Raw genomic sequence first — 20800 nt, forward strand, 5'->3', positions numbered from 1 at the left:
TTACTCCGCCGGCGCCGGTTCGGCTGCTGGCACGGGCGCGGGCCGTTTGCGGCTCTCCCACCAGCCCTGCACGGTCCCCAGAATGCCCTTCGGCATGAACAGGGTGACGAAGACGAAGAGCGCACCGAGCGCGAACAGCCAGTACGGCGCCATGAAGCCCGAGGTGAACATCGTCTTGGCCCAGTTGACGACGACGGCGCCGAGCGCGGCGCCGACCAGCGAGCCGCGCCCGCCGACCGCGACCCAGATCACCGTCTCGATCGAGTTGGCCGGGGCAAACTCGCTCGGGTTGATGATGCCGACCTGCGGCACATAGAGCGCGCCAGCGACGCCGGCCATGCAGGCCGAGACGGTGAAGACGAAGAGCTTGAAGCGATCGACCCGGTAGCCGAGGAAGCGCGTGCGCGATTCCGCGTCGCGGATCGCGATCACCACCTTGCCGAGCTTGGAGGTGACGATGCCGCGGGCGAGCAGGAAGCCGGCGATCAACATCGTGCAGGTCATCGCGAACAGCGCCGCGCGCGTGCCCTGCGCCTGCACGTTGAAGCCGACAATGTCCTTGAAATCGGTCAGGCCGTTATTGCCGCCGAAGCCCATGTCGTTGCGGAAGAAGGCGAGCAGCAGCGCGTATGTCAGCGCCTGGGTGATGATCGAGAGATAGACACCGGTGACGCGGCTGCGGAAGGCGAACCAGCCGAAAACGAAGGCGAGCAGGCCGGGGACCAGCAGCACCATCAGCATGGCGAACGGGAAGGACGAGAAGCCGTACCAGTACCAGGGCAATTCCTGCCAGTTCAGGAAGACCATGAAGTCGGGCAGGACAGGGTTGCCGTAGACGCCGCGCGAGCCGATCTGGCGCATCAGGTACATGCCCATCGCGTAGCCGCCGAGCGCGAAGAAGGCGCCGTGGCCGAGCGAGAGGATGCCGCAATAGCCCCAGACCAGGTCGAGCGAGATCGCCAGAAGGGCGTAGCAGAGGTACTTGCCCCAGAGCGACATGGTCGCGGTCGAGACATGGAAGGTTGAGCCGGCCGGGATCAGCAGGTTCGCCAGCGGCACCAGAAGGCCGATCGCAGCGACGATGGCGAGGAAGGCATAGCCCCGCTTGTCCATGTTCGAGAGGAGGAAGCGCGTGATCATGCTTCCACCGCCCTGCCCTTCAGCGCGAACAGGCCGCGCGGGCGCTTCTGGATGAACAGGATGATGAAGACGAGCAGCGCGATCTTGCCGAGCACGGCGCCCGCATAGGGCTCCAGGAGCTTGTTGGCGACGCCGAGGCTCATCGCGCTGATCAGCGTGCCCCAGAGATTGCCGACGCCGCCGAAGACCACGACCATGAACGAGTCGATGATGTAGCTCTGGCCGAGATTGGGGCTGACATTGTCGATCTGCGAGAGCGCGACGCCGGCGAGGCCCGCGACGCCAGAACCAAGTCCGAAGGTCAGCGCGTCGATCCGGCCGGTGCGGATGCCCATCGCCGAGGCCATGCGCCGGTTCTGGGTGACGGCGCGCATCTGCAGGCCCATCGGCGTCAGCTTCAGGATCGCCAGGAGCGCCGCGAAGACGAGCGCCGCGAAGACGATGATCCAGAGCCGGTTCCAGGTGATGGCGAGACCGCCGAGCTCGAAGGCGCCGGACATGAAGGCTGGCGCGCCGACCTCGCGATTGGTCGGACCGAAGGCGGTGCGCACCGCCTGCTGCAGGATCAGGCTGATGCCCCAGGTCGCGAGCAGCGTCTCCAGCGGGCGGCCATAGAGGAAGCGGATCACGCCGCGCTCGATCGCGATGCCGACGGCGCCGGCGACGATGAAGGCTGCGGGGATCGCGATCGCCAGCGACCAGTCGAACAGCCCCGGAAAGCGCGCCCGGATCACCTCCTGCACGATGAAGGTGGTGTAGGCGCCGAGCATGACCATCTCGCCATGGGCCATGTTGATCACGCCCATCACGCCGAAGGTGATGGCGAGCCCGATCGCGGCGAGCAGCAGCACCGAGCCGAGCGAGAGCCCGTACCAGAGGTTCTGGCCGGCCCGCCATAGAGCGAGCCTGCCCTCGATCTCGGAAATGGCGCGCGCCTGAGCCTCTCTCAATCCCGGTGAGGCGTCGCCCGGCAGCGCCCGCAGCGTCGCCAGCGCATCCTGATCGCCGCGCTCGCGCAGCACGTCGACGGCGGCGATCCGGTCGAAGGGCGGCGCGTCCGTCTTGACGATCAGGATCGCCGCCTGCGCCTCGCGCAGCGCCCGGCGCGCCCGGTCGTTGCTTTCCTTGGCGATGGCAGCTTCGAGGACTGGCAGCACCGAGACGTCACGCGCCCGGAACACCGCCTCGGCCGCCGCGACGCGCTTGGCCGGATCGGGATTGATCAGCCCGAGCCCGCCGAGCGCACCCTGGATCACCCGCCGCACATTGTTGTTGAGCCTGACCGGGTTGAGCCCGGTCGGCTCGGCGGCGAGCGCCTGCCCGGTCCGCGCGTCGAGGAAGCCGCCCTCCTTCGTCTTCACCGCGACCGCGCCGCCGCCGGCGAGCAGCCGGCCGTCGGCCAGCGCCTCGATGATCACGGCCGCATTCGGATGGGCGCTCTGGACGAGGATGTCGATCGCGCGCGCCGTGTCCGAGAAACTGTCGGCGTTGAGCCGCGCGAAGGCGTCGTCGGCGCTCTGTGCGAATGCAGTGGTAGGCGCGGCAAAGAGAGCCGCGACGACGGCCAATAAGCGCAGGAGGCTAGGGAGAGAAGGCATTATGCCGATGATCTCAGTTCGGGTCGTCCCGGGCGACCGGAGGGAGACCCGGGACCCATGCCTGAACCTCCGTCGGAAAGGCTCAGGCATGGGTCCCGGCTCTGCGCTTCGCTCCGGCCGGGACGACCGAGATGGTTGAATTCCGGACGCGACGGATGGGATGGAATTCGAAGGGCGGCCGGGCTTTCCGACCGTGCCGCCCTTCCCCCTCTTAACTCAGGCGCCGCCGCACTTGCCGGTCTTGACGTTGAAGTTGCCGCACTTCTTCTCGACCCAGTCGCCGATCAGGTCCTTGGAGCCGTCGAGCTCCTTCGACCAGGCGTCGCCCGCGACGAGGCCGGTCTTCGAGACCACGTCGAACTGGCCGTCGGCCTTGATCTCGCCGATCAGCACCGGCTTGGTGATGTGGTGGTTCGGCAGCATCTTCGAGACGCCGCCGGTCAGGTTCGGGGCCTCGATGCCGGGCAGCGCGTCGATGACCTTGTCCGGATCGGTCGACTTGGCCTTCTCGACCGCCTTCACCCACATGTTGAAGCCGATGACATGGGCTTCCATCGGGTCGTTGGTCACAGCCTTGTCGTTCTTCTTGAAGGCCTTCCACTGCTTGATGAAGGCCTCGTTCTCCGGCGTCTTGACCGACTGGAAGTAGTTCCAGGCGGCGAGATGGCCGACCAGCGGCTTGGTGTCGATGCCGGCGAGCTCTTCCTCGCCGACCGAGAAGGCGACGACCGGGATGTCGGTCGCCTTGATGCCCTGGTTGCCGAGCTCCTTGTAGAACGGGACGTTGGCGTCGCCGTTGATGGTCGAGACCACGGCGGTCTTCTTGCCGGCCGTGCCGAACTTCTTGATGTCGGAGACGATGGTCTGCCAGTCGGAATGGCCGAACGGCGTGTAGTTGATCAGGATGTCCTCCTTCTTCACGCCCTTGGCGAGAAGATAGGCCTCCAGGATCTTGTTGGTCGTGCGCGGATAGACGTAGTCGGTGCCGGCGAGCACCCAGCGCTCGACCTTCTCTTCCTTGGCGAGATAGTCGACGGCGGGAATCGCCTGCTGGTTCGGCGCGGCGCCGGTATAGAACACGTTGCGCTCGCTCTCCTCGCCCTCGTACTGGACGGGATAGAACAGGATCGAGTTCAGCTCCTTGAACACCGGGAGCACCGACTTGCGCGACACCGAGGTCCAGCAGCCGAACACTGCCGCGACCTTGTCCTTGACGATCAGCTCGCGCGCCTTCTCGGCGAAGAGCGGCCAGTTCGAGGCGGGATCGACCACCACCGCCTCGAGCTTCTTGCCGAGCACGCCGCCCTTCTTGTTCTGCTCCTCGATGAGCATGAGCATGACGTCCTTCAGCGTCGTCTCCGAGATCGCCATCGTGCCGGAGAGCGAATGTAGGATGCCGACCTTGATTGTCTCTTGCGCCTGCGCCGGCAGCAGCGAGGAAAGAACCGTGGCGCCTGCGAAGGCGGCGCCCATGACCACGCGACGAGTGAGTTTCACTGCGATGTCCCCCGAGGGTCCCTGTTGACCGCGCCCCTCCCGGGCGCAGTTGCCTTTTCGGCTGGCGGTGATGATCGCAAGCGACGTGCCAACCTGGCCCGGGCAATCACGAGGCCGCAACAAGGCATGTTCAGGGCGCTTTCCAGAGCGATTTCCTGCGGGCGATGCCCTCTGCCACGCAAAGATCGTGCGCCGCGGCGGGAGATGATCATCGAACAGGCAGACTAGCCGCCCAAAAAACGGGCATAAATTTCCGAAGTCGGCTTAGTGCCTGATATTGTTGCAGCGGCGCGACCTGTGAGCCGCCGAATCTTTACCGTTTACGCGGTGCTTGGAATCACCCTAGCCTCTTCTTGTCGGTAACAACTGAAAGGAGGTGATCCAGTGTCTCATTGTCATCAACCGCTGTCGCGGGGACTGCGTGACCTGGTCTCGTCCCATGAGGGGTTCGGTTGCGCGTGAGTTTCCGTGACGCTTAGCCCTGTTACCGGGGCTGCGGTTCGGCAATGGAAGGGCTGCCCGCAAGGGCAGCCCTTCTCCGTTTCGGGCAGCAGTTCTGCACAGGCCGTTCTGGCGCGTCCGGTTACGGCGTGGCAGAAACCAGCCATGATCTTCGCGCCCAGCCGCTGCTGACGAGGCCCGAGCCTTTGTCCCGTCCCGACGCCGACCTCTCCCGTGACGCCATCCTCGCCTTCATCGAGGAGGAGCGCGCCGCTGGGCGCGAGCCCGGCCGGCGCGACATCGCCAAGGCCTTCCAGCTCGACGCCGGCGGCAAGATCTGGCTGAAGCGCCTGCTGCGCGAGATGGAGCTGGAGGAGAATGGCGGCACCGGCCCGGTCAAGCCGCATGCTGCCCTGCCCGCGGTCCTGCTTTGCGAGATCAAGACACGCGATCGCGAAGGCGACCTCATCGCCGCCCCGCTCGAATGGAACGAGGATGACCAGGGCGAGGCGCCCAAAATCCTGATCGAGCGCCAGCGCGAATTCCGCCGCAAGCCGAAGACCGTGGCGCCAACCGCCACTCCCGGCATCGGCGACCACGTCCTGCTCAAGCTGACGCGCCTGCGCGGCGTCGACGGCTATCAATGGTCAGGGCGCACCCTCAAGGTGATGGGCAAGGCCAAGGCGCAGGTCCTCGGCATTTTCCGCGCCTTGCCCGACGGCTCCGGCCGGCTCGTCCCGGTCGACAAGAAGGCGCAAGGCCGCGAGGCGATCGTTCCGAAGGGCCAGACCGGCAACGCTCAGGATGGCGACCTCGTCTCCGTCTCCTTCGCCCGTGAGAGCCGCTTCGGCCCGCCGCAGGCCCGGGTGCGCGAGCGCCTCGGCTCGCTGAAATCGGAGCGCGCGGTCTCGCTGATCGCGATCCACGCCCACGGCATCCCCAACGAATTCCAGCCGGCAACCATCGCCGAGGCGGAAGCGGCAAAACCCGCCACGCTCGCTGGCCGCGAGGACTGGCGGGCACTGCCGCTGATCACCATCGACCCGGCCGATGCCAAGGATCATGACGACGCCGTCCATGCCGCGCCGGACGACGATCCCGACAATCCCGGCGGCCACATCGTCACCGTCGCCATCGCCGATGTCGCCTCCTATGTTCGCCCTGGCTCGGCGCTCGACCGCGAGGCGCTGGAGCGGGGCAATTCGGTCTATTTTCCCGACCGTGTCGTGCCGATGCTGCCGGAGCGGATCTCGAACGATCTCTGCTCGCTGCGCGGCGGCGAGGACCGCCCTGCTTTGGCCGTCCGCCTGATCCTCAAGGCCGACGGCTCGAAGAAGGGTCACAGCTTCCACCGGATCATGATGCGCTCGGCGGCGAAGCTTTCCTACCAGCAGGCGCAGGCCGCGATCGACGGCAAGCCCGACGATCTCACCGGCCCGATACGCGACAGCATCCTGATGCCGCTATGGGCCGCTTATGGTTCTGCGGCGCGTGCCCGTGACGCCCGCCAGCCGCTCGATCTCGATCTGCCCGAGCGCAAGCTCGTCCTCGACGCCGACGGCAAGGTCACCCGCGTGATCGTGCCGGAGCGGCTCGCCGCGCACCGGCTGATCGAAGAGTTCATGATCCTCGCCAACGTCGCCGCCGCCGAGACGCTGGAGAAGGCGAAGAGCCCGCTGATCTATCGCTGCCATGACGAGCCGTCGCTCGAGAAGATGCGGGCGCTCGGCGAGGTGCTGGCCTCGATCGGCATCAAGCTGCCGAAGGACGCAGCGCTGCGGCCGGTGCTGTTCAACCGCATCCTCGCCATGATCAAGGGCTCGGAGAACGAGCTCCTGATGAACGAGGTCGTGCTGCGAACCCAGGCGCAAGCCGAATACGTCGCCGAGAATTATGGGCATTTCGGCCTGAACCTGCGCCGCTACGCCCATTTCACCTCGCCGATCCGCCGCTATGCCGACCTGATCGTGCACCGTGCCTTGATCTCGGCGCTGAAGCTCGGCGATGACGGCTTGCCGAAATCGGCGACGCTCGCCGAACTCCGCGAGGTCGCGACCCGCATCTCGGCGGCGGAACGGCGCGCCATGGCGGCCGAGCGCGAGACCACCGACCGGCTGATCGCGCATTTCCTCGCCGACCAGATCGGTTCGAGCTTCGACGGCCGCATCGCCGGGCTCAACCGCGCCGGCCTCTTCGTCAAGCTCGACGATACCGGCGCCGACGGCTTCATCCCGGCCTCGACCCTGGGCGCCGACTACTACCGCCATGACGAGCGCGCCCATGCGCTGGTCGGCGATCGCACCGGCGAGAGCTGGCGTCTCGGCGACCGCGTTCACGTCAAACTGGTCGAGGCGGCGCCGGTCGCCGGCGCCCTCCGATTCGAGTTGCTCACCGAGGGAAGACCCGCGACATCCGACCGCTCTGGCAAAAGGTCACGCCCTGCTCTACCTATGGGGCGAAAGAAGGGCCGGCCCCCGCCTACACGATCAGGCCGCAAGCGCTGATGCCCTGAACCACGAAGAACTCCATGTCCATACATTGTCACCATCCCAAGCCAGTCCAGGCTCGCGACTGGCGTCAGGCTATGCGTCGCGGTCTCTTCGGCCGCTGCCCGCATTGCGGCGAAGGCCGGCTCTTCCGCGCCTTCCTGAAGCCGGTCGATTCCTGTGAGGCCTGCGGCGAGACCCTGCACCATCAGCGTGCCGACGACCTGCCGCCCTATATCGTCATCACCATCGTCGGCCATGTCGTCGTCGGCGGCATCCTGCTTGCCGAGAAATACGCCGACTGGTCGATCGCGCTGCATCTTTGGGTCTGGCTGCCGCTGACTGTCTTCCTCAGCCTGGCACTGATGCAGCCGGCCAAGGGCGCGGTCATCGGATTGCAATGGGCCCTGCGCATGCACGGCTTCGGCGGAGCCATGCCCAAACCCGAGCGCCAGCCCGCCATGAAGGCCTTAGGGGGCAGATGAGCAACCATACCATCACCCTGACCCAGGCCGAACGGGCGCGCACCAACGTCAACCTGCGCCCGCGCGATGCCGCGACCATGCTGATTCTCGATCATTCCGGGAAGAAGCCCAGGGTGCTGATGGGCAAGCGCCATGCCGGCCACAAGTTCATGCCGGGCAAATACGTCTTCCCGGGCGGACGCATCGAGGCGGGCGACCGCCGCATGGCCGCGACCGGCGCCCTCGCCGGCCCTTGCGAGCAGCGCCTGCTCGCCCGCTGCGTGCGCCCGAGCGTCCAGCGCGGCCGGGCGCTGGCCTTGGCTGCAATCCGCGAGACATTCGAGGAGACGGGCCTGATCTTCGGCAGCGCCGACTATGGTGCGCCCGAAAATCCGCCCGAGGGCGTCTGGGCCGAGTTCGCCGCCAAGGGCGTCTTCCCCGACCTCGGCGCCGTCACCTTCGTCGCCCGCGCCATCACCCCGCCGCGCCGGCCCAAGCGCTTCGACACCCGCTTCTTCGCCGTCGATGCCCGTGCCGTCGCCGGCAAGGTCGAGGGCGTGATCGGCCCCGATTCGGAGCTCGTGGACCTCGTCTCCGTCACTTTCGACGAGGCGCGCGAACTCGACCTGCCGACCATCACCAAGGTGATCCTCGCCGAGGTCGAGGAGCGGCTGAAGGCCGGATTCGCCCCGTATCTGCCGGTTCCGTTCTACTGGGAGAAGCGCGGCAGCTTCGTGCGCGAGCTGCTCTGACGCGTCGGGCAGCGGAAAATCCGTGCACCCGCCCGATATTCCTTGACTTGGCCGTCCCGATACGGCATTCCGGCGCCCATCGGATTGCCGGGCTCGCCCGGCCGTTTTGTTTTTTGCGCGGGCCGACGGCGGCCCCATCTGTTCGAGGGCTCCGCCATGGCCAAGGCCGTGACCATCAAGATCAAGCTCATCTCGACCGCGGACACCGGGTACTTCTATGTGACTAAGAAGAACTCGCGCACCATGACCGAGAAGATGTCGAAGAAGAAGTACGACCCGGTCGCGCGCAAGCACGTCGAGTTCAAGGAAACCAAGATCAAGTAAGGCGCCGCGCCTGAGAATTTGATTGTCTGGTTACGAAAAAACCGCCCTCTCGCAGGGCGGTTTTTTCGTTGCGGGTAGCGGGCGTAGCAGCGCTGCGTGCGGTGCTGACTCAAGTCGAGAGCCTGCAGATCTAGGGCTTGGACGTGGCCGGCAGCCCCTCATGCAGATTTTTGCCTTCCGGCTGCGTCTGTTTCCCGTAGTCGCGATTCTGCTGCGACTCCGCGCCACCTCGGGCCTCGGGGCGATTTGCTCCCGCGGGCTCGGGAATGCGCTCACGCTTCGCCTCAGCGGAATCCGGTTTTGCGCCTGCACCCGCTTTTGTCGGCGGATGGATCGTCTGGGCCGTTGCACCGCCGGCCAGAAGAACCGCAGCGGCGAGGGAAAGAAAGATATGTCTCATCATGCGCTCCACTCCCGTCCGAAGTGAACGCGCGCGCTTGGCGCGGTGTTCCTTCCCGTCGGCTTGATGAGAACGGGCGCCTGCGCCAGCCGACACAGCCTGCTCGCGGAATCGCATGGCATCGTCCGTTCTGGTGTTCCGAGCGCAGATGCAGTCCCGACGACCGGGGCGAGTTCCCGAACCTTGACAGCGACCTCAGCCTTCGCCGGCCGCGCGCTCCTTCAGCAGTTCGTTGAGGCGATCCTGCTTTTCGTTGAGCAGGTCCGACAGCCTCTCCTCGCTTCCCGATCCGGATGCGGCTGTCGCCTGCTCCGTCAGATCGGATATCTGTCTGCGCAAGAGCGCGATCAGATCGTCGAGCGCTTCGCGATTGCCGTTGTCAGCCATGGCTGCTGTCTCCGTCGTCCTCGATCCCAGCAGCGAGCCGTCGGCATTGCGATGGACGCAAGCCGTGGCTCGCAGTCTTGGTAGCCTTCCAGGCAGCACCAGATTTGCGCCATGGCGAGGCAAATTCAATGGCCCTGACGCTGCACCGCGACCGGGTTACTCCGCTCTGCCGGGCGAGGCGCCCGGTCAGAACGCCGGCTTCGGTACGAACAGGCAGAACGGCCGCTGCGATGGCGCGATCACGGTTCCGGTCAGCATTCCGCCGCTGCGGCAGATGTGGAACCGCCCGTCCTTCGAGATGCGCGTCGCCTGCTCCGGCACGAAATGCCCGTCATGGGTGAGGTATCCGCCCGGAACGATGCGTGGGTCGGGCTCCCTCGCATCGGCGTCGAGGCCCATGGGCCAGCAATCGCGATCGCTGCAGCAATCATAGGGGTACCAGCTATGCGCGTGGACAGGCCCTCCGCCCCACGACAACAGCGCGAGGCAGAGCGCCGATGCGGTGAGACGCATGGGTCGCTCCTTAGGCGAGGATGTCAGGCCAGCAGCTTCGCAGCCGAGTAGCAGGGCATGCGAATCGTCGTCAGATTAGCATGAGACGAGGATGGTTAATGTGATCTTACATCGCCGAGGACGCTTAATCCTTGCCCAGTAATTGCTGAAATTGGCGCCTGACGACTTGAACGCAGCAGGCAGTTCCGGTTCCGTCTGTCGTCGCTGGCGCTGGATGCTTCGATCTTCTATCTTGTCCATGCGGCGCTGGCCTGCCGCCTCATCTGCCGGAGCCCCTTGTTGAGCAACCCCGATCCGACTGAACCGCATCGGCGCCCCGGCGGGCTGGTGCGTGGCTTCCTGCGCTTGATCGTCGAGGTCGACGAGTCGCGGCGCTGGACGCACCGCCTGCGCGCTGCCTTGCTCCTCGTGCTGTTGCTCGCCGGTATTGGCCTGCTCGGCTACTGGGTCCCGGAAATGATCGAGCGCCAGCTGCACTGAGGCGGAGGCGGCGACTGACGGTCAGGACATCGGAATTGATGGTGGCCGGCCGACGACGGATCTGAGGAGGCCAGAATCCCGCCATCGACCGGCCGAGCCCAGCGGTGACCCAGGAGATGCGGCGGAACCTGGGCTTCCCGAAGGGCATTCCGGACGGCTGCTCGGCAGCCGTTCTCTTGGGAATCACCCTACGCGGAAGCCCCTTCGAATCAATCGGAGACGATTGATTCACCAATATTCATCGAAACTTAACCCTACTTGGAAACCTTACCGCAGCACCCGCTCAGGCGGCGCTGGCGACGATGACGCGGTTGCGACCGGCAGCCTTGGCCCGATAGACCGCCTCGTCGGCCCGCTTCATCATTTCGACCGGCCCGGCATCGCCTGCCCGCCGGCTGGCGACGCCGATCGACACCGTCACGGAAATTGCGCGCTGCCCGCGCTGGATCTGGAACGGCTCGCCCTCGACCTTTTCGCGAATGCGCTCGGCCACCGCCCGCGCCGCGTCGAGCGCAGTGTCGGGCAGCACGACGACGATCTCCTCGCCGCCCATGCGCGCCACCAGGTCGATGCCGCGCGTGCAGGCGCGGATCCGGTCGGCGAATTCGCGCAGCACCTCGTCGCCCGCGTCATGGCCCCATGTGTCGTTGACCACCTTGAAGCGATCGACGTCGAGCACCAGCAATGACAGCGCCCGCGCCCGCAGCGCCGACTCGTCGAACAGGACCGAGAGACGGCTGTCGAGATAGCGGCGATTGTGCAGGCCGGTGAGCTGGTCCATCACCGCCATTTCCATCGAGGACTGCACGCTATCGCGTAGCCGCTCGGCGAAGCGCTTGCGGCGGACCAGCGTCCGGGCGCGCGCCAGCAATTCATTGCGATCGATCGGCCGGACCAGGAAGTCGTGCGCGCCGATCTCGAGCCCACGCAGCACGCGCGACTTGTCCTCGGCCTCGCCGAGCAGCAGCACCGAGAGATTGCGCGTCCGCTCGAGCGAGCGCAGCTGGCTGCACAGCCTCAGGCCGTCGTAATTGCGCAGGTCCAGGCTCACCAGCACGATCTCAAAATCGCCCTCGGCGGCGCGCGTGAGCGCAGCCTGCGCATCGGCTTCCGTCTCGATCGAGTGGAAGGCCGACAGCGCCTGCGTCAGCCGCTCGGCGATCAATGGCCGATCCTCGATCAGGAGGACGCGGCCATTCAGCCCGGTCTCGGCCGCGGCCGCGGCGAGCGGATCGGCGATGCCGAGCTGGCGCGACGCGAGCGCGCGCTGGCGCAGCTCGTCGGTCACCGATTTGAGCCTGACCAGGCTGCGCACCCGCGCGAACAGAGCGGTGTCGTCGATCGGCTTGGTCAGGAAGTCGTCGGCGCCGGCGTCGAGCCCCTTCAGCCTGTCGCTCGGCTGGTCGAGTGCCGTCACCATCACCACCGGGATATGGGCGGTGGTCGCGCTGTGCTTCAGCCGCCGGCAGACCTCGAAGCCGTTCATGCCCGGCATCATCACGTCGAGCAGGACGATGTCGGCCTCGCCACGCTCGCAGATCGCCAGCGCCTCGATCCCGTTCGTCGCGGTGACGACGTCGAAATACTCGCCGCCGAGCTTGGCCTCGAGCAGCTTCACATTCGCGGGAATGTCGTCGACGACCAGGACCCGTGCGGACATGGCTCAGCGTTTCCCCTCAGGCCGTGCCGACATAGGCGCGGACCGTCTCGAGGAACTTGCCCACCGAGATCGGCTTGGAGATATAGGCCTCGCAGCCGCCCTCGCGGATGCGCTCCTCGTCACCCTTCATCGCGAAGGCAGTGACCGCAATCACGGGAATCGACTTCAGCGCATCGTCCTCCTTGATCCACTTGGTCACCTCCAGCCCGGAGACCTCCGGCAGCTGGATGTCCATCAGGATCAGGTCTGGGTGATGCGTGCGGGCGAGCTCGATCGCCTCGATGCCGTCGGCCGTCTTGAGGGTCGCATAGCCATGGGCTTCCAACAGGTCGTTGAAGAGCTTCATGTTGAGCTCGTTGTCCTCGACGATCAGAACCGTCTTCTTCATCTGTCCCCCAGTCCGCACAGTCCCGGATTCTCCGGACTGTCGGCCGCGTTCAGTGCTAGGTTTAACATGCGAGCAGTTGACGAAACGCAAACCCGAAACCCGACTCTCCGATCATAGATAGATGGCCATGCCGCACCCGATCACCAGCGAGGAAGCGCAGACCCTTGCGCTTAAGGCCCTCGCCTTCCTGGCCTCCGAGCCGGAGCGCCTGGAGCCGTTCCTCGCCGCCACCGGCCTCGGCCCCGCCACCCTGCGCAGCGCCGCGCAGGAGCCTGGCTTCCTCCTCGGCGTGCTCGACCATCTCTGCGCCAGCGATTCGCTGCTGCTCGAGTTTGCCGGAAACCTGAGCCTGAAGCCCGACATGATCGCACAGGCCCGCGAGATTCTGGCAGGCCCGCCCGAAGCCTACGAGCCGTGAGCGCCGAAGTCGGCCTCGCTGTCTCCTCCCGGGCGTTCTGCCGCGACTGCCTGCGCGATCATGACGAGGCGCGCGCGCCGGTGCGGCGCTGCCCGTCCTGCGGCTCGCCGCGCCTGCTCCGCCATGCCGAGCGCGACAGCCTCCACCTCGCCCATATCGACTGCGACGCCTTCTATGCCGCGATCGAGAAGCGCGACGATCCCTCCCTGCTCGACAAGCCGGTGATCATCGGTGGCGGCAAGCGCGGCGTGGTCTCGACCTGCTGCTACATCGCCCGCATGTCCGGCGTGCGCTCGGCCATGCCGATGTTCAAAGCTTTGAAAGCTTGCCCGGAAGCAGTCGTGATCAAGCCGAACATGGCGAAGTACGTAGCAGTCGGCCGCCAGGTCCGCAGGCTGATGCAGGAACTGACGCCGTTGGTCGAGCCGCTCTCGATCGACGAGGCCTTCCTCGATCTCGGCGGCACGCAGCGCCTTCACCATGCCAGCCCGGCGCTCACCCTAGCCCGCTTCCAGCGCCGGATCGAGGACGAGATCGGCATCACCATTTCGGTCGGGCTCTCCTATGCCAAGTTCCTCGCCAAGGTCGCCTCCGATCTCGACAAGCCGCGCGGCTTCTCGATCATCGGCCAGGCCGAGGCCGTCGCCTTCCTCGCCAACAAGCCCGTCGGAATGATCCCCGGCATCGGCAAGGCCGGCGCGGCCAAGCTGGCGCAATCGGGCTTTCTCGTCATCGGCGACCTCGCCGAGGCCGAGATCGCGACACTCTATCGCCTGGTCGGCAAGGACGGCCCGCGCTTGCGCAACCTTGCGCTCGGCATCGACCCGCGCAAGGTCACGGTCGAGCACGAGGCCAAGACCGTCTCCTCCGAGACGACGCTCGATGTCGACCTCGCCGGCTTCGAGGAGCTGGAGCCGATCCTCTGGCGGCTCTGCGAACGGACCTCGCAGCGGCTGAAGACGCAGGAGCTCGCCGGGCGCACCGTCACCCTCAAGCTCAAGACCCACGACTTCCACATCATCACCCGCGCCGCGCGCCTGCCCGAGCCGAGCCAGCTCGCCGCCCGGCTCTTCGCCGCCGGGCGCGACCTGCTCAGGCGCGAATGCACTGGGCCGCGCTACCGGCTGATCGGCATCGGCATGAGCGATTTCTCCGATCCGGCCGAGGCCGATCGCGGCGACCTCGCCGACCAGCAGACGCCCAAGCTGAAGGCGATGGAAAACGCGCTCGACAAGGTCCGCGCCAAATTCGGCGACGCCGCGATCGAGAAAGGCCTGTCGCTGCGCGATACGCGCCGCAGGACGACTTCGAGCGCGACTACTTCGCGCAGTCGCTCGCCGGAAGCAGATCCAGACGGGTGAGCGTGCCGCGCAGCGCGAACGAGCCGTAATCGAGCCGGATCGCCCCGGTGACGCCGTTCTCATAGAGCTCGAAGGACACCGTGTAAGCCGGCGTGCTCTCGCCGGAACCGACCTTGAAATACGAGATCGTCACCGGCCAGCGGGCGAGCTTCTCGAACTCCGGCTTGCGCAGCGGCGTCTCGGCGGCCGGCGTCGTGATCTTGCGGCCGATCACCGAGAGCGTGTCGTAGACGTCCTTGCCGGAATTGGCGCCGTCATAGAGGCGGACATTGAGGGTGTTCTTGCCTTCGCGCGCCGCCTGGATCACCGCCTTCATCTGCTCGTTCGGGAACATCGCGGCGCTCGCCTCGCGATGCGTCTCGGCCTTGGGCGCGCGCAGGCTGACCTCATAGCCCGCCTCGGCCTTCTTGGCCGTGCCGTCGACGACGTCGGCGGGCGCACCGGCGGCCGAGCTCTCGGTCTTGAAGCGATAGCTCTTGGCGTCGCCCTCTTCGAAGCTGGTGGTGCGCGCGTCGATCACGCGCGGCCCGGCTTCGCTGGTCAGTTCGGTGACCTGTCGGAAGGAGAGCGCATAGCCGTCGCAGGCATCGCCGGAGAAGTCGAAGGCGATGCGGCCGCGTGCCGTGGTGATGTCGCGCGAGGGCTTGCCGGCGTCGAGCGCGAGATCATAGACCGCCCGGTGCGGCACCAGCACGACGCGCTCCGCCGAGGCGGGCGTCTGCGCCCAGGCTCCCGTCGCGGCCACCAGCGCCAAGCCTGCGATCCCGCCGCGATACGTCTTCATGCCGATCCTCGATTCGCGCTCTTAGCCGGGGCGAACTGCAGCCCGTCAAATCTAGGTGCATTGCGGCAATGGCGCAAACAAGGCGAGGCGGCGCCCGTCACGTCTCGGCGGAACGAAGCACAGCCCTGCCCGCAGCGAGGATTTCGTCAGATAAAGGCGCATCGTCGACCATGCGCGCGAGGACGAGCGCGCCGACCAATGTGGCGTAGCTCGCAATGGCGCTCGCCCGGCGCTCATCCGCTGTCGCACCCGGTGCGATGGCGGAGAGACCCTCGATCGCCGCGCGCACACCCTCGGTCGCGGCAAGACGCGACGCGCCGCCCTGACGCGCAGTGTCGCTGCCGAGCGCTGCGACCGGACAGCCATGGCCGGGATCGTCGCGATGCGATGGCGACAGATAGCGATCGACGATTGCCCGCAGCGGCGCCTGCGGGTCCGCAGCTTTTGCCTCGGCGGCCCATTGGCCGGAGTGCACGAAAGCGCGACCGAGCGCTTGGGCGGCAAGGTCGTCCTTCGACGAGAAATGGCCGTAGAAGCCGCCATGGGTCAGGCCGACTGCCTTCATCACATCGGCGACGCCGACCCCATCGAAGCCGCGTTCGCGGAACAGCGTTGCCGCCGTGTCGAGAATGCGCTCGCGGTTCTCTGCCATCTGCTCGCGGCTCACGCGCATCGATCCGCTCCTTCCAAAAATCGGCGATCCAGGCCCTTGACTCTTTATATGATGTTGATCATCTAAATTCAATCATGATGATCATCATGAAAAAGTTTCCATCGAAACCGAACAGGAGTTGGACATGGCTACGCAGCAGCTCGGCACCGCCCTCATCACCGGCGCATCCACCGGGATCGGTGCCGTCTACGCCGACAGATTGGCCCGCCGCGGCTATGATCTCGTCCTCGTCGCCCGTGACGAGGCCCGTCTCGACGCACTGGCCGAACGTCTTCGCAGCGAGACCGGCCGCAGGGTCGAGTGGATCAAGGCCGATCTGACGGCGAAGGCCGACCTCGCCGCGGTCGAGCAGCGCTTGCGCGACGATCGAAGCCTGACCTTGCTGGTCAACAATGCCGGCATGTCCGTCTCCGGCACGCTGGTCGAAGGCGACATCGACCGCTTCCAGACCATGCTGGAGCTCAACGTCATCGCCCCGACCCGCCTCGCCGCGGCTGCAGCTCGCAACTTCGTGACCCGCAAGACCGGAGCGATCGTCAACATCGCCTCGGTGCTGGCCCTGGCGCCGGAGCTGTTCAACGGCAGCTATAGCGGCACCAAGGCCTATGTGCTGAACCTCAGTATCTCCTTGCAGAAGGAGCTCGAAGCCGCTGGCGTCCGCGTCCAGGCCGTCTTGCCCGGCGCAACTCGTACCGAGATCTGGGCGCGGGCCGGCGTCGATGTCGGCGGTTTCCCGCCGGAAATGGTGATGGAGGTCGATGATATGGTCGACGCCGCGCTGGCCGGCTTCGACCAGGGCGAGTTCGTCACCATTCCCTCGCTGCCGGATGCGGCCGACTTCGAGCGCTATACGGCGGCACGGCTGGCGCTCGGCCCTAACCTCTCCCGCAACAGGCCGGCGGAACGCTATCTGGCGAAGCGCTCGGACGCGGCCTGACTTGCCCTGCCCCGCAGGCGCATCGGCCAAGCCGAACCGCGCTTGCGAGCTTGTCTGCCATCGGCGATGAAAGGCTCCTGTCCAGCGCAGGCCGGGAGCCTCTCATCATGAACGCCATCGACACCAAGCTCGCCGCCCTCGGCATCACCCTGCCTGCCCCGGCCGCTCCGGTCGCGAACTACGTGCCCTATGTGATCACCGGCAACCTGCTGATCATCTCCGGCCAGCTCTGCTTCGGCCTCGACGGCAAGCTCTCCGACGCGCACAAGGGCAAGCTCGGCGGCGAGATCTTCAACGAGGCCGGGCTGGAAGCCGCCAAGCTCTGCGCCATCAATGTGCTGGCCCAGGCCAAGGCGGCGCTCGGCGGCGATCTCGGTCGCATCAAGCGCTGCGTGCGTCTCGGCGGCTTCATCAACGCCGCCCCGCATTTCGCCGCTTTGCCGGCGATCATGAACGGCGCCTCCGACTTTATGGTCGAAGTACTCGGCGATGCCGGCCGCCATGCCCGCTCGACCGTCGGCGTCGCCAACCTCCCGGCCGACGCCGCCGTCGAGGTCGAAGCCATGTTCGAGATTGCCTGATGGCGGCCGAAGCCTGGCTCACCGCCCGCCCGATCGCGCATCGTGGCCTGCACGATGCCGCCGGCGGCGTGATCGAGAATTCGCTCTCGGCCGCCGCCGGAGCGATCGCCGGCAACTTCGCCATCGAATGCGACGTCCAGCTCAGCGCCGACGAGGATGCGGTCGTCTTCCACGACTTCGTCCTCGACCGCCTGACCGTCGAGAGCGGCCGCGTCGATGCCCGCAAAGCGGCCGAGCTGGCGCAGATCGAATTGAAGGGCGCCAGCGACCGCATTCCGACGCTGATCGGCTTCCTCGATGCCATCGGCGGCCGGACGCCGCTGGTGATCGAGATCAAGAGCCGCTTCGACGGCGACCTGCGGCTGGCGAAGCGCACTGCCGAGATCCTCGCCGGCCACAAAGGCCAGCCGATCGTGCTGAAATCCTTCGATCCGGTGATCGTCGCTGCCCTGCGCGAACTCGCGCCAGGCTTCGCCCGCGGCATCGTCGCCATGAACGAATACAATTATGGAGACTACGACCGCCTCTCGGCCGACGAGAAGCACGCACTCGCAAACCTCCTGCATTTCGAGGAGAGCCGACCCGACTTCGTCTCCTGGAAGGTCGCGGACCTGCCGAGCGCCGCGCCCTTCCTCTGCCGCAAGGCGCTGGGCCTCCCGCTGATGAGCTGGACGGTGCGCACGCCGGAGGACCGCGCCCGCGCCGCCGCGCATGCCGACCAGATGGTCTTCGAGGGCTTCCTGCCTTGAGCGCAACCGGCACACGCGACACTCTCAGGGTCCGCGTTGCCACCTCGCTGAAAAGCGTCCCGGCCGCAGACTGGGATGCCTGCGCCAATCCGGGCGCCGGCCGACCGCTTGAATCAGCCTGCGAGCAAGCGGATTCACCATCTCAAGCAGACCTAGACAACCCCTTCGTTTCGCACGCTTTTCTTCGTGCGCTGGAAGAGAGCGGCTGCGTCGGCGGTCGCACTGGCTGGTCGCCGGCCTATCTCCTGGTCGAGGATGCGGATGATCGCCTGCTCGCCGCCGCGCCCTCCTTCGTGAAGGGCCATAGCCAGGGCGAATATGTCTTCGACCATAGCTGGGCCGAGGCCTATATGCGCGCCGGCGGCCGCTACTATCCGAAGATCCAGGTCGCAGCTCCCTTCACCCCCGCGACCGGCCCGCGCCTGCTCGTCGCTGATGGTTCGAAGGCTGCCGAGGCCCGCGAAGCCCTGATCGCCGGGCTCGACGCCTTGCGCGAGCAGGTTCACGGCTCCTCGATCCACGTCACCTTCGCGCAGGAGCCCGACATGGCGGCGCTGCTGGAGGCAGGTTTCCTCGAACGCCACGACATCCAGTTCCATTGGCGCAATGAGGGCTTCGGCAGCTATGACGATTTCCTTAGCCTGCTCGCCTCGCGCAAGCGTAAAGCGTTGAAGCGCGAACGGCGCGAAGCACTCTCGGCCGGCATCGAGGTCGCCGTTCTCTCCGGCTCGGACCTGACCGAGAGCGTCTGGGACGATTTCCACGCATTCTACGAGGATACCGGCTCGCGCAAATGGGGCCGGCCCTATCTCAACCGCCGCTTCTTCTCGGAGATCGGTCAGCGCTTGGGCGAGCGCATCGTGCTGGTGCTGGCCCGCCGCGCCGGCCGCAACATCGCCGGCGCCATCAATTTCCGCGGCGGCAACACGCTGTATGGCCGCAACTGGGGCTGCATCGAGGACCACCCCTTCCTGCACTTCGAACTCTGCTATCACCAGGCCATCGACTACGCGATCGCGCACAGGCTCGTCCGCGTCGAGGCCGGCGCCCAGGGCGAGCACAAGCTTGCCCGCGGCTATCGCCCGGTGATTACCCGCTCGGCCCATCTCCTCGCCGATCCCGGCCTCGCCCGCGCCGTCGCGGCCTATCTGCCCGGCGAGCGGCGTGAGATCGCCTCTGCAGTGGCTGCGCTTGCGGAGGAGAGCCCCTTCCGCAAGGGTGAGCCCCTCTGACCTCCTTCGAACCATCAGGATTCAGCTGATGACCGCCTATGATCCCAACAACATCTTCGCCAAGATCCTGCGTGGCGAATTGCCGGCCCACCGCGTCTATGAGGACGACCGGGCCCTCGCCTTCCTCGACATCATGCCGCGCGCGCCCGGCCACACGCTGGTGATCCCGAAGAACCCGGCCCGCAACATCCTCGACATCGACTCCGATAACCTCGGCTATGTCGCGACCATCGCCCAGCGCATCGCCCGGGCGCAGATGCAGGCCTTCGGCGCCGACGGCATCACCGTGCAGCAGTTCAACGAGAGCGCCGGCGGCCAAGTCGTCTTTCATCTGCACGTCCACGTCATTCCCCGCCTTGACGGTGTCGCGATGAAGCCGCCGGCCAGCGAGATGGCGAAGCCCGAGGATCTGGCGGCGGCCGCAGAAAAAATTCGGGCTGCGCTGAAGAATCTTTGAGGAGCATGTCACGCGGGCGCTGGCTGCCTCGTCCTGTCTTCATCGAACCCCAATGGAGACTACGATGACCCAGCGCCTCAATGCCTTTCAGACCGCTCCCGACGCCTATAAGGCCATGCTCGGCCTGCAGGACTACGTGAACCAGTCGAAGCTGGAGCACAGCCTGCAGGAATTGGTGAAGATTCGGGCTTCGCAGCTCAACCGCTGCGCCTATTGCCTGCACATGCATATCGCCGATGCGCGCAAGGCCGGCGAGAGTGAAGCTCGCATCGCTCTGCTCAGCGCCTGGGAGGAATCCGAGCTCTACACTCCGCGCGAGCGCGCCGCCTTGCGCTGGACGGAGGAGCTGACCCGGCTCACCGAGCGCAGCCCGAGCGACGAGGCCTTCGCCGAACTGCGCGAGCATTTCAGCGAGCAGGAGACCGTCGACCTCTCGGTCGCCATCGGCATGATCAATGTCTGGAACCGGATCAATTGCGGCTTCCGTACCCGGCATCCGAACGATCGTCGCCGCGAGCCAGCCGCCGCCTGAACCTCAACCTCGTTCACCAATGGCCCGGTGCGAACGCGCCGGGCCTGACCGCCCCGCGCGAAAGCCTCATCATGAGCAAGCGCCTCAACCCCTACACCACCGCCCCCGACACCATGAAGCCGATGATCGCGCTTGAAGCCGCGATCAAGGAGAGCGGCCTCGAGCACAGCCTGATCCATTTGGTGAAGATGCGGGCCTCGCAGATCAATGGCTGCGCCTATTGCCTGCACATGCACTCGGCCGATGCGATCAAGGAGGGCGAGCGCCCGGCCCGCCTGTTCCTGCTCGACGCCTGGCACGAGTCGGCGCTCTTTACCGCGCGTGAGCGCGCCGCCCTCGCCTGGACCGATGCGCTGACGCTGATCTCGCAGACCCATGCGCCGGACGAGGCCTATGAGGAGGTGCTCAGGCATTTCAGCCCGGAGGAAACCGTGAAGCTCACCCTGCTGATCGGCACGATCAACACCTGGAACCGGATCGCGATCGGCTTCCGTTCGGCGCATCCGCATGACCGGCCGGCCAAGGCCGACGCGACGGCTGCCTGAG

General features: G+C 66.4%; 24 protein-coding genes. 14 read left to right on the plus strand and 10 right to left on the minus strand.

Annotation, left to right across the window (positions count from 1 at the left end):
* The 3 genes from urtC to urtA all read right to left on the minus strand — a co-directional run bounded on the left by urtC (position 1) and on the right by urtA (position 4211).
* Positions 1-1140 (minus strand): urea ABC transporter permease subunit UrtC, encoded by a 1140-nt coding sequence (gene urtC / locus ACFPOB_RS03075; RefSeq protein WP_377795813.1) that lies wholly within the window; start codon positions 1138-1140, stop codon positions 1-3.
* Positions 1137-2738: an urea ABC transporter permease subunit UrtB gene (gene urtB, locus ACFPOB_RS03080; protein WP_377795815.1), complete on the minus strand. Its 1602-nt coding sequence runs from the start codon at positions 2736-2738 to the stop codon at positions 1137-1139. Before urtB ends, urtC begins: the two co-directional genes overlap by 4 nt.
* 216 nt (positions 2739-2954) lie before the next feature.
* Positions 2955-4211 carry an urea ABC transporter substrate-binding protein gene (gene urtA, locus ACFPOB_RS03085; protein WP_377796051.1) on the minus strand — a complete coding sequence of 419 codons (1257 nt, stop codon included), beginning with the start codon at positions 4209-4211 and terminating at the stop codon, positions 2955-2957.
* Positions 4212-4861: 650 nt separating this feature from the next.
* Between urtA and rnr the strand changes: the two genes are divergently transcribed.
* The 4 genes from rnr to rpmG all read left to right on the plus strand — a co-directional run bounded on the left by rnr (position 4862) and on the right by rpmG (position 8702).
* Positions 4862-7180: a ribonuclease R gene (gene rnr, locus ACFPOB_RS03090; protein WP_377796054.1), complete on the plus strand. Its 2319-nt coding sequence runs from the start codon at positions 4862-4864 to the stop codon at positions 7178-7180.
* A gap of 23 nt (positions 7181-7203) precedes the next feature.
* A complete protein-coding gene (locus tag ACFPOB_RS03095) occupies positions 7204-7647 on the plus strand; it encodes a DUF983 domain-containing protein (RefSeq protein ID WP_092161909.1) in 444 nt (147 codons plus the stop codon).
* On the plus strand, positions 7644-8378 hold the full coding sequence (locus tag ACFPOB_RS03100) for an NUDIX hydrolase (RefSeq protein WP_377795817.1): 735 nt from the start codon (positions 7644-7646) through the stop codon (positions 8376-8378). The genes ACFPOB_RS03095 and ACFPOB_RS03100 overlap by 4 nt, the downstream gene beginning before the upstream one ends.
* Before the next feature lie 156 nt (positions 8379-8534).
* Entirely contained in the window at positions 8535-8702 is a 168-nt protein-coding gene (gene rpmG, locus ACFPOB_RS03105) for a 50S ribosomal protein L33 (RefSeq protein WP_091828458.1), read from the plus strand.
* A 130-nt stretch (positions 8703-8832) separates the two neighbouring features.
* Here the strand turns inward: rpmG and ACFPOB_RS03110 are convergent, their stop codons facing one another.
* The 3 genes from ACFPOB_RS03110 to ACFPOB_RS03120 form a co-directional block, all read right to left on the minus strand.
* The gene (locus ACFPOB_RS03110; protein WP_377795819.1) at positions 8833-9105 is read right to left on the minus strand and encodes a hypothetical protein; all 273 of its coding nucleotides are present in this window, start codon (positions 9103-9105) and stop codon (positions 8833-8835) included.
* Between the two features lie 192 nt (positions 9106-9297).
* Positions 9298-9489 carry a hypothetical protein gene (locus tag ACFPOB_RS03115; RefSeq protein ID WP_092161915.1) on the minus strand — a complete coding sequence of 64 codons (192 nt, stop codon included), beginning with the start codon at positions 9487-9489 and terminating at the stop codon, positions 9298-9300.
* Between the two features lie 186 nt (positions 9490-9675).
* A complete protein-coding gene (locus ACFPOB_RS03120; RefSeq protein WP_377795821.1) occupies positions 9676-10002 on the minus strand; it encodes a hypothetical protein in 327 nt (108 codons plus the stop codon).
* Positions 10003-10281: 279 nt separating this feature from the next.
* On the opposite strand from ACFPOB_RS03120, the gene ACFPOB_RS03125 reads away from it, so the two are divergent.
* Complete coding sequence (locus tag ACFPOB_RS03125) at positions 10282-10482, plus strand: hypothetical protein (protein WP_377795823.1); 201 nt, start codon at positions 10282-10284, stop codon at positions 10480-10482.
* Positions 10483-10765: 283 nt separating this feature from the next.
* On the opposite strand, the gene ACFPOB_RS03130 is transcribed toward ACFPOB_RS03125, so the two are convergent.
* Complete coding sequence (locus tag ACFPOB_RS03130; RefSeq protein WP_377795825.1) at positions 10766-12142, minus strand: PleD family two-component system response regulator; 1377 nt, start codon at positions 12140-12142, stop codon at positions 10766-10768.
* A gap of 16 nt (positions 12143-12158) precedes the next feature.
* Positions 12159-12530, minus strand: a complete 372-nt coding sequence (locus tag ACFPOB_RS03135; RefSeq protein WP_091842024.1) for a response regulator — start codon at positions 12528-12530, stop codon at positions 12159-12161.
* A gap of 127 nt (positions 12531-12657) precedes the next feature.
* Between ACFPOB_RS03135 and ACFPOB_RS03140 the strand changes: the two genes are divergently transcribed.
* Positions 12658-12948 carry a DUF3572 domain-containing protein gene (locus ACFPOB_RS03140; protein ID WP_377795827.1) on the plus strand — a complete coding sequence of 97 codons (291 nt, stop codon included), beginning with the start codon at positions 12658-12660 and terminating at the stop codon, positions 12946-12948.
* A complete protein-coding gene (locus tag ACFPOB_RS03145; protein ID WP_377795828.1) occupies positions 12945-14309 on the plus strand; it encodes a DNA polymerase IV in 1365 nt (454 codons plus the stop codon). Before ACFPOB_RS03140 ends, ACFPOB_RS03145 begins: the two co-directional genes overlap by 4 nt.
* Here ACFPOB_RS03145 and ACFPOB_RS03150 read toward each other — a convergent pair.
* Together ACFPOB_RS03150 and ACFPOB_RS03155 are read right to left on the minus strand one after the other, a co-directional pair.
* Positions 14266-15093: a cell envelope integrity EipB family protein gene (locus ACFPOB_RS03150; RefSeq protein WP_377795830.1), complete on the minus strand. Its 828-nt coding sequence runs from the start codon at positions 15091-15093 to the stop codon at positions 14266-14268. The genes ACFPOB_RS03145 and ACFPOB_RS03150 overlap by 44 nt on opposite strands.
* Positions 15094-15190: 97 nt before the next feature.
* Positions 15191-15766 carry a TetR/AcrR family transcriptional regulator gene (locus ACFPOB_RS03155; RefSeq protein ID WP_377795831.1) on the minus strand — a complete coding sequence of 192 codons (576 nt, stop codon included), beginning with the start codon at positions 15764-15766 and terminating at the stop codon, positions 15191-15193.
* Between the two features lie 124 nt (positions 15767-15890).
* On the opposite strand from ACFPOB_RS03155, the gene ACFPOB_RS03160 reads away from it, so the two are divergent.
* The 7 genes from ACFPOB_RS03160 to ACFPOB_RS03190 all read left to right on the plus strand — a co-directional run bounded on the left by ACFPOB_RS03160 (position 15891) and on the right by ACFPOB_RS03190 (position 20799).
* Complete coding sequence (locus ACFPOB_RS03160; RefSeq protein ID WP_377795832.1) at positions 15891-16703, plus strand: SDR family NAD(P)-dependent oxidoreductase; 813 nt, start codon at positions 15891-15893, stop codon at positions 16701-16703.
* A 107-nt stretch (positions 16704-16810) separates the two neighbouring features.
* On the plus strand, positions 16811-17284 hold the full coding sequence (locus tag ACFPOB_RS03165; RefSeq protein WP_377795834.1) for a RidA family protein: 474 nt from the start codon (positions 16811-16813) through the stop codon (positions 17282-17284).
* Entirely contained in the window at positions 17284-18033 is a 750-nt protein-coding gene (locus ACFPOB_RS03170) for a glycerophosphodiester phosphodiesterase family protein (protein ID WP_377795836.1), read from the plus strand. Before ACFPOB_RS03165 ends, ACFPOB_RS03170 begins: the two co-directional genes overlap by 1 nt.
* The gene (locus ACFPOB_RS03175) at positions 18030-19265 is read left to right on the plus strand and encodes a GNAT family N-acetyltransferase (protein WP_377795838.1); all 1236 of its coding nucleotides are present in this window, start codon (positions 18030-18032) and stop codon (positions 19263-19265) included. The genes ACFPOB_RS03170 and ACFPOB_RS03175 overlap by 4 nt, the downstream gene beginning before the upstream one ends.
* Before the next feature lie 28 nt (positions 19266-19293).
* A complete protein-coding gene (locus ACFPOB_RS03180) occupies positions 19294-19722 on the plus strand; it encodes an HIT family protein (RefSeq protein WP_377795840.1) in 429 nt (142 codons plus the stop codon).
* A 64-nt stretch (positions 19723-19786) separates the two neighbouring features.
* A complete protein-coding gene (locus tag ACFPOB_RS03185) occupies positions 19787-20254 on the plus strand; it encodes a carboxymuconolactone decarboxylase family protein (RefSeq protein WP_377795842.1) in 468 nt (155 codons plus the stop codon).
* 71 nt (positions 20255-20325) lie between these two features.
* Entirely contained in the window at positions 20326-20799 is a 474-nt protein-coding gene (locus ACFPOB_RS03190) for a carboxymuconolactone decarboxylase family protein (protein ID WP_377795844.1), read from the plus strand.
* Position 20800: the final 1 nt, after the last annotated feature.

Source organism: Allobosea eneae (genome assembly GCF_042657265.1).
In the GTDB taxonomy this organism is placed as follows: Bacteria; Pseudomonadota; Alphaproteobacteria; order Rhizobiales; family Beijerinckiaceae; genus Allobosea; species Allobosea eneae.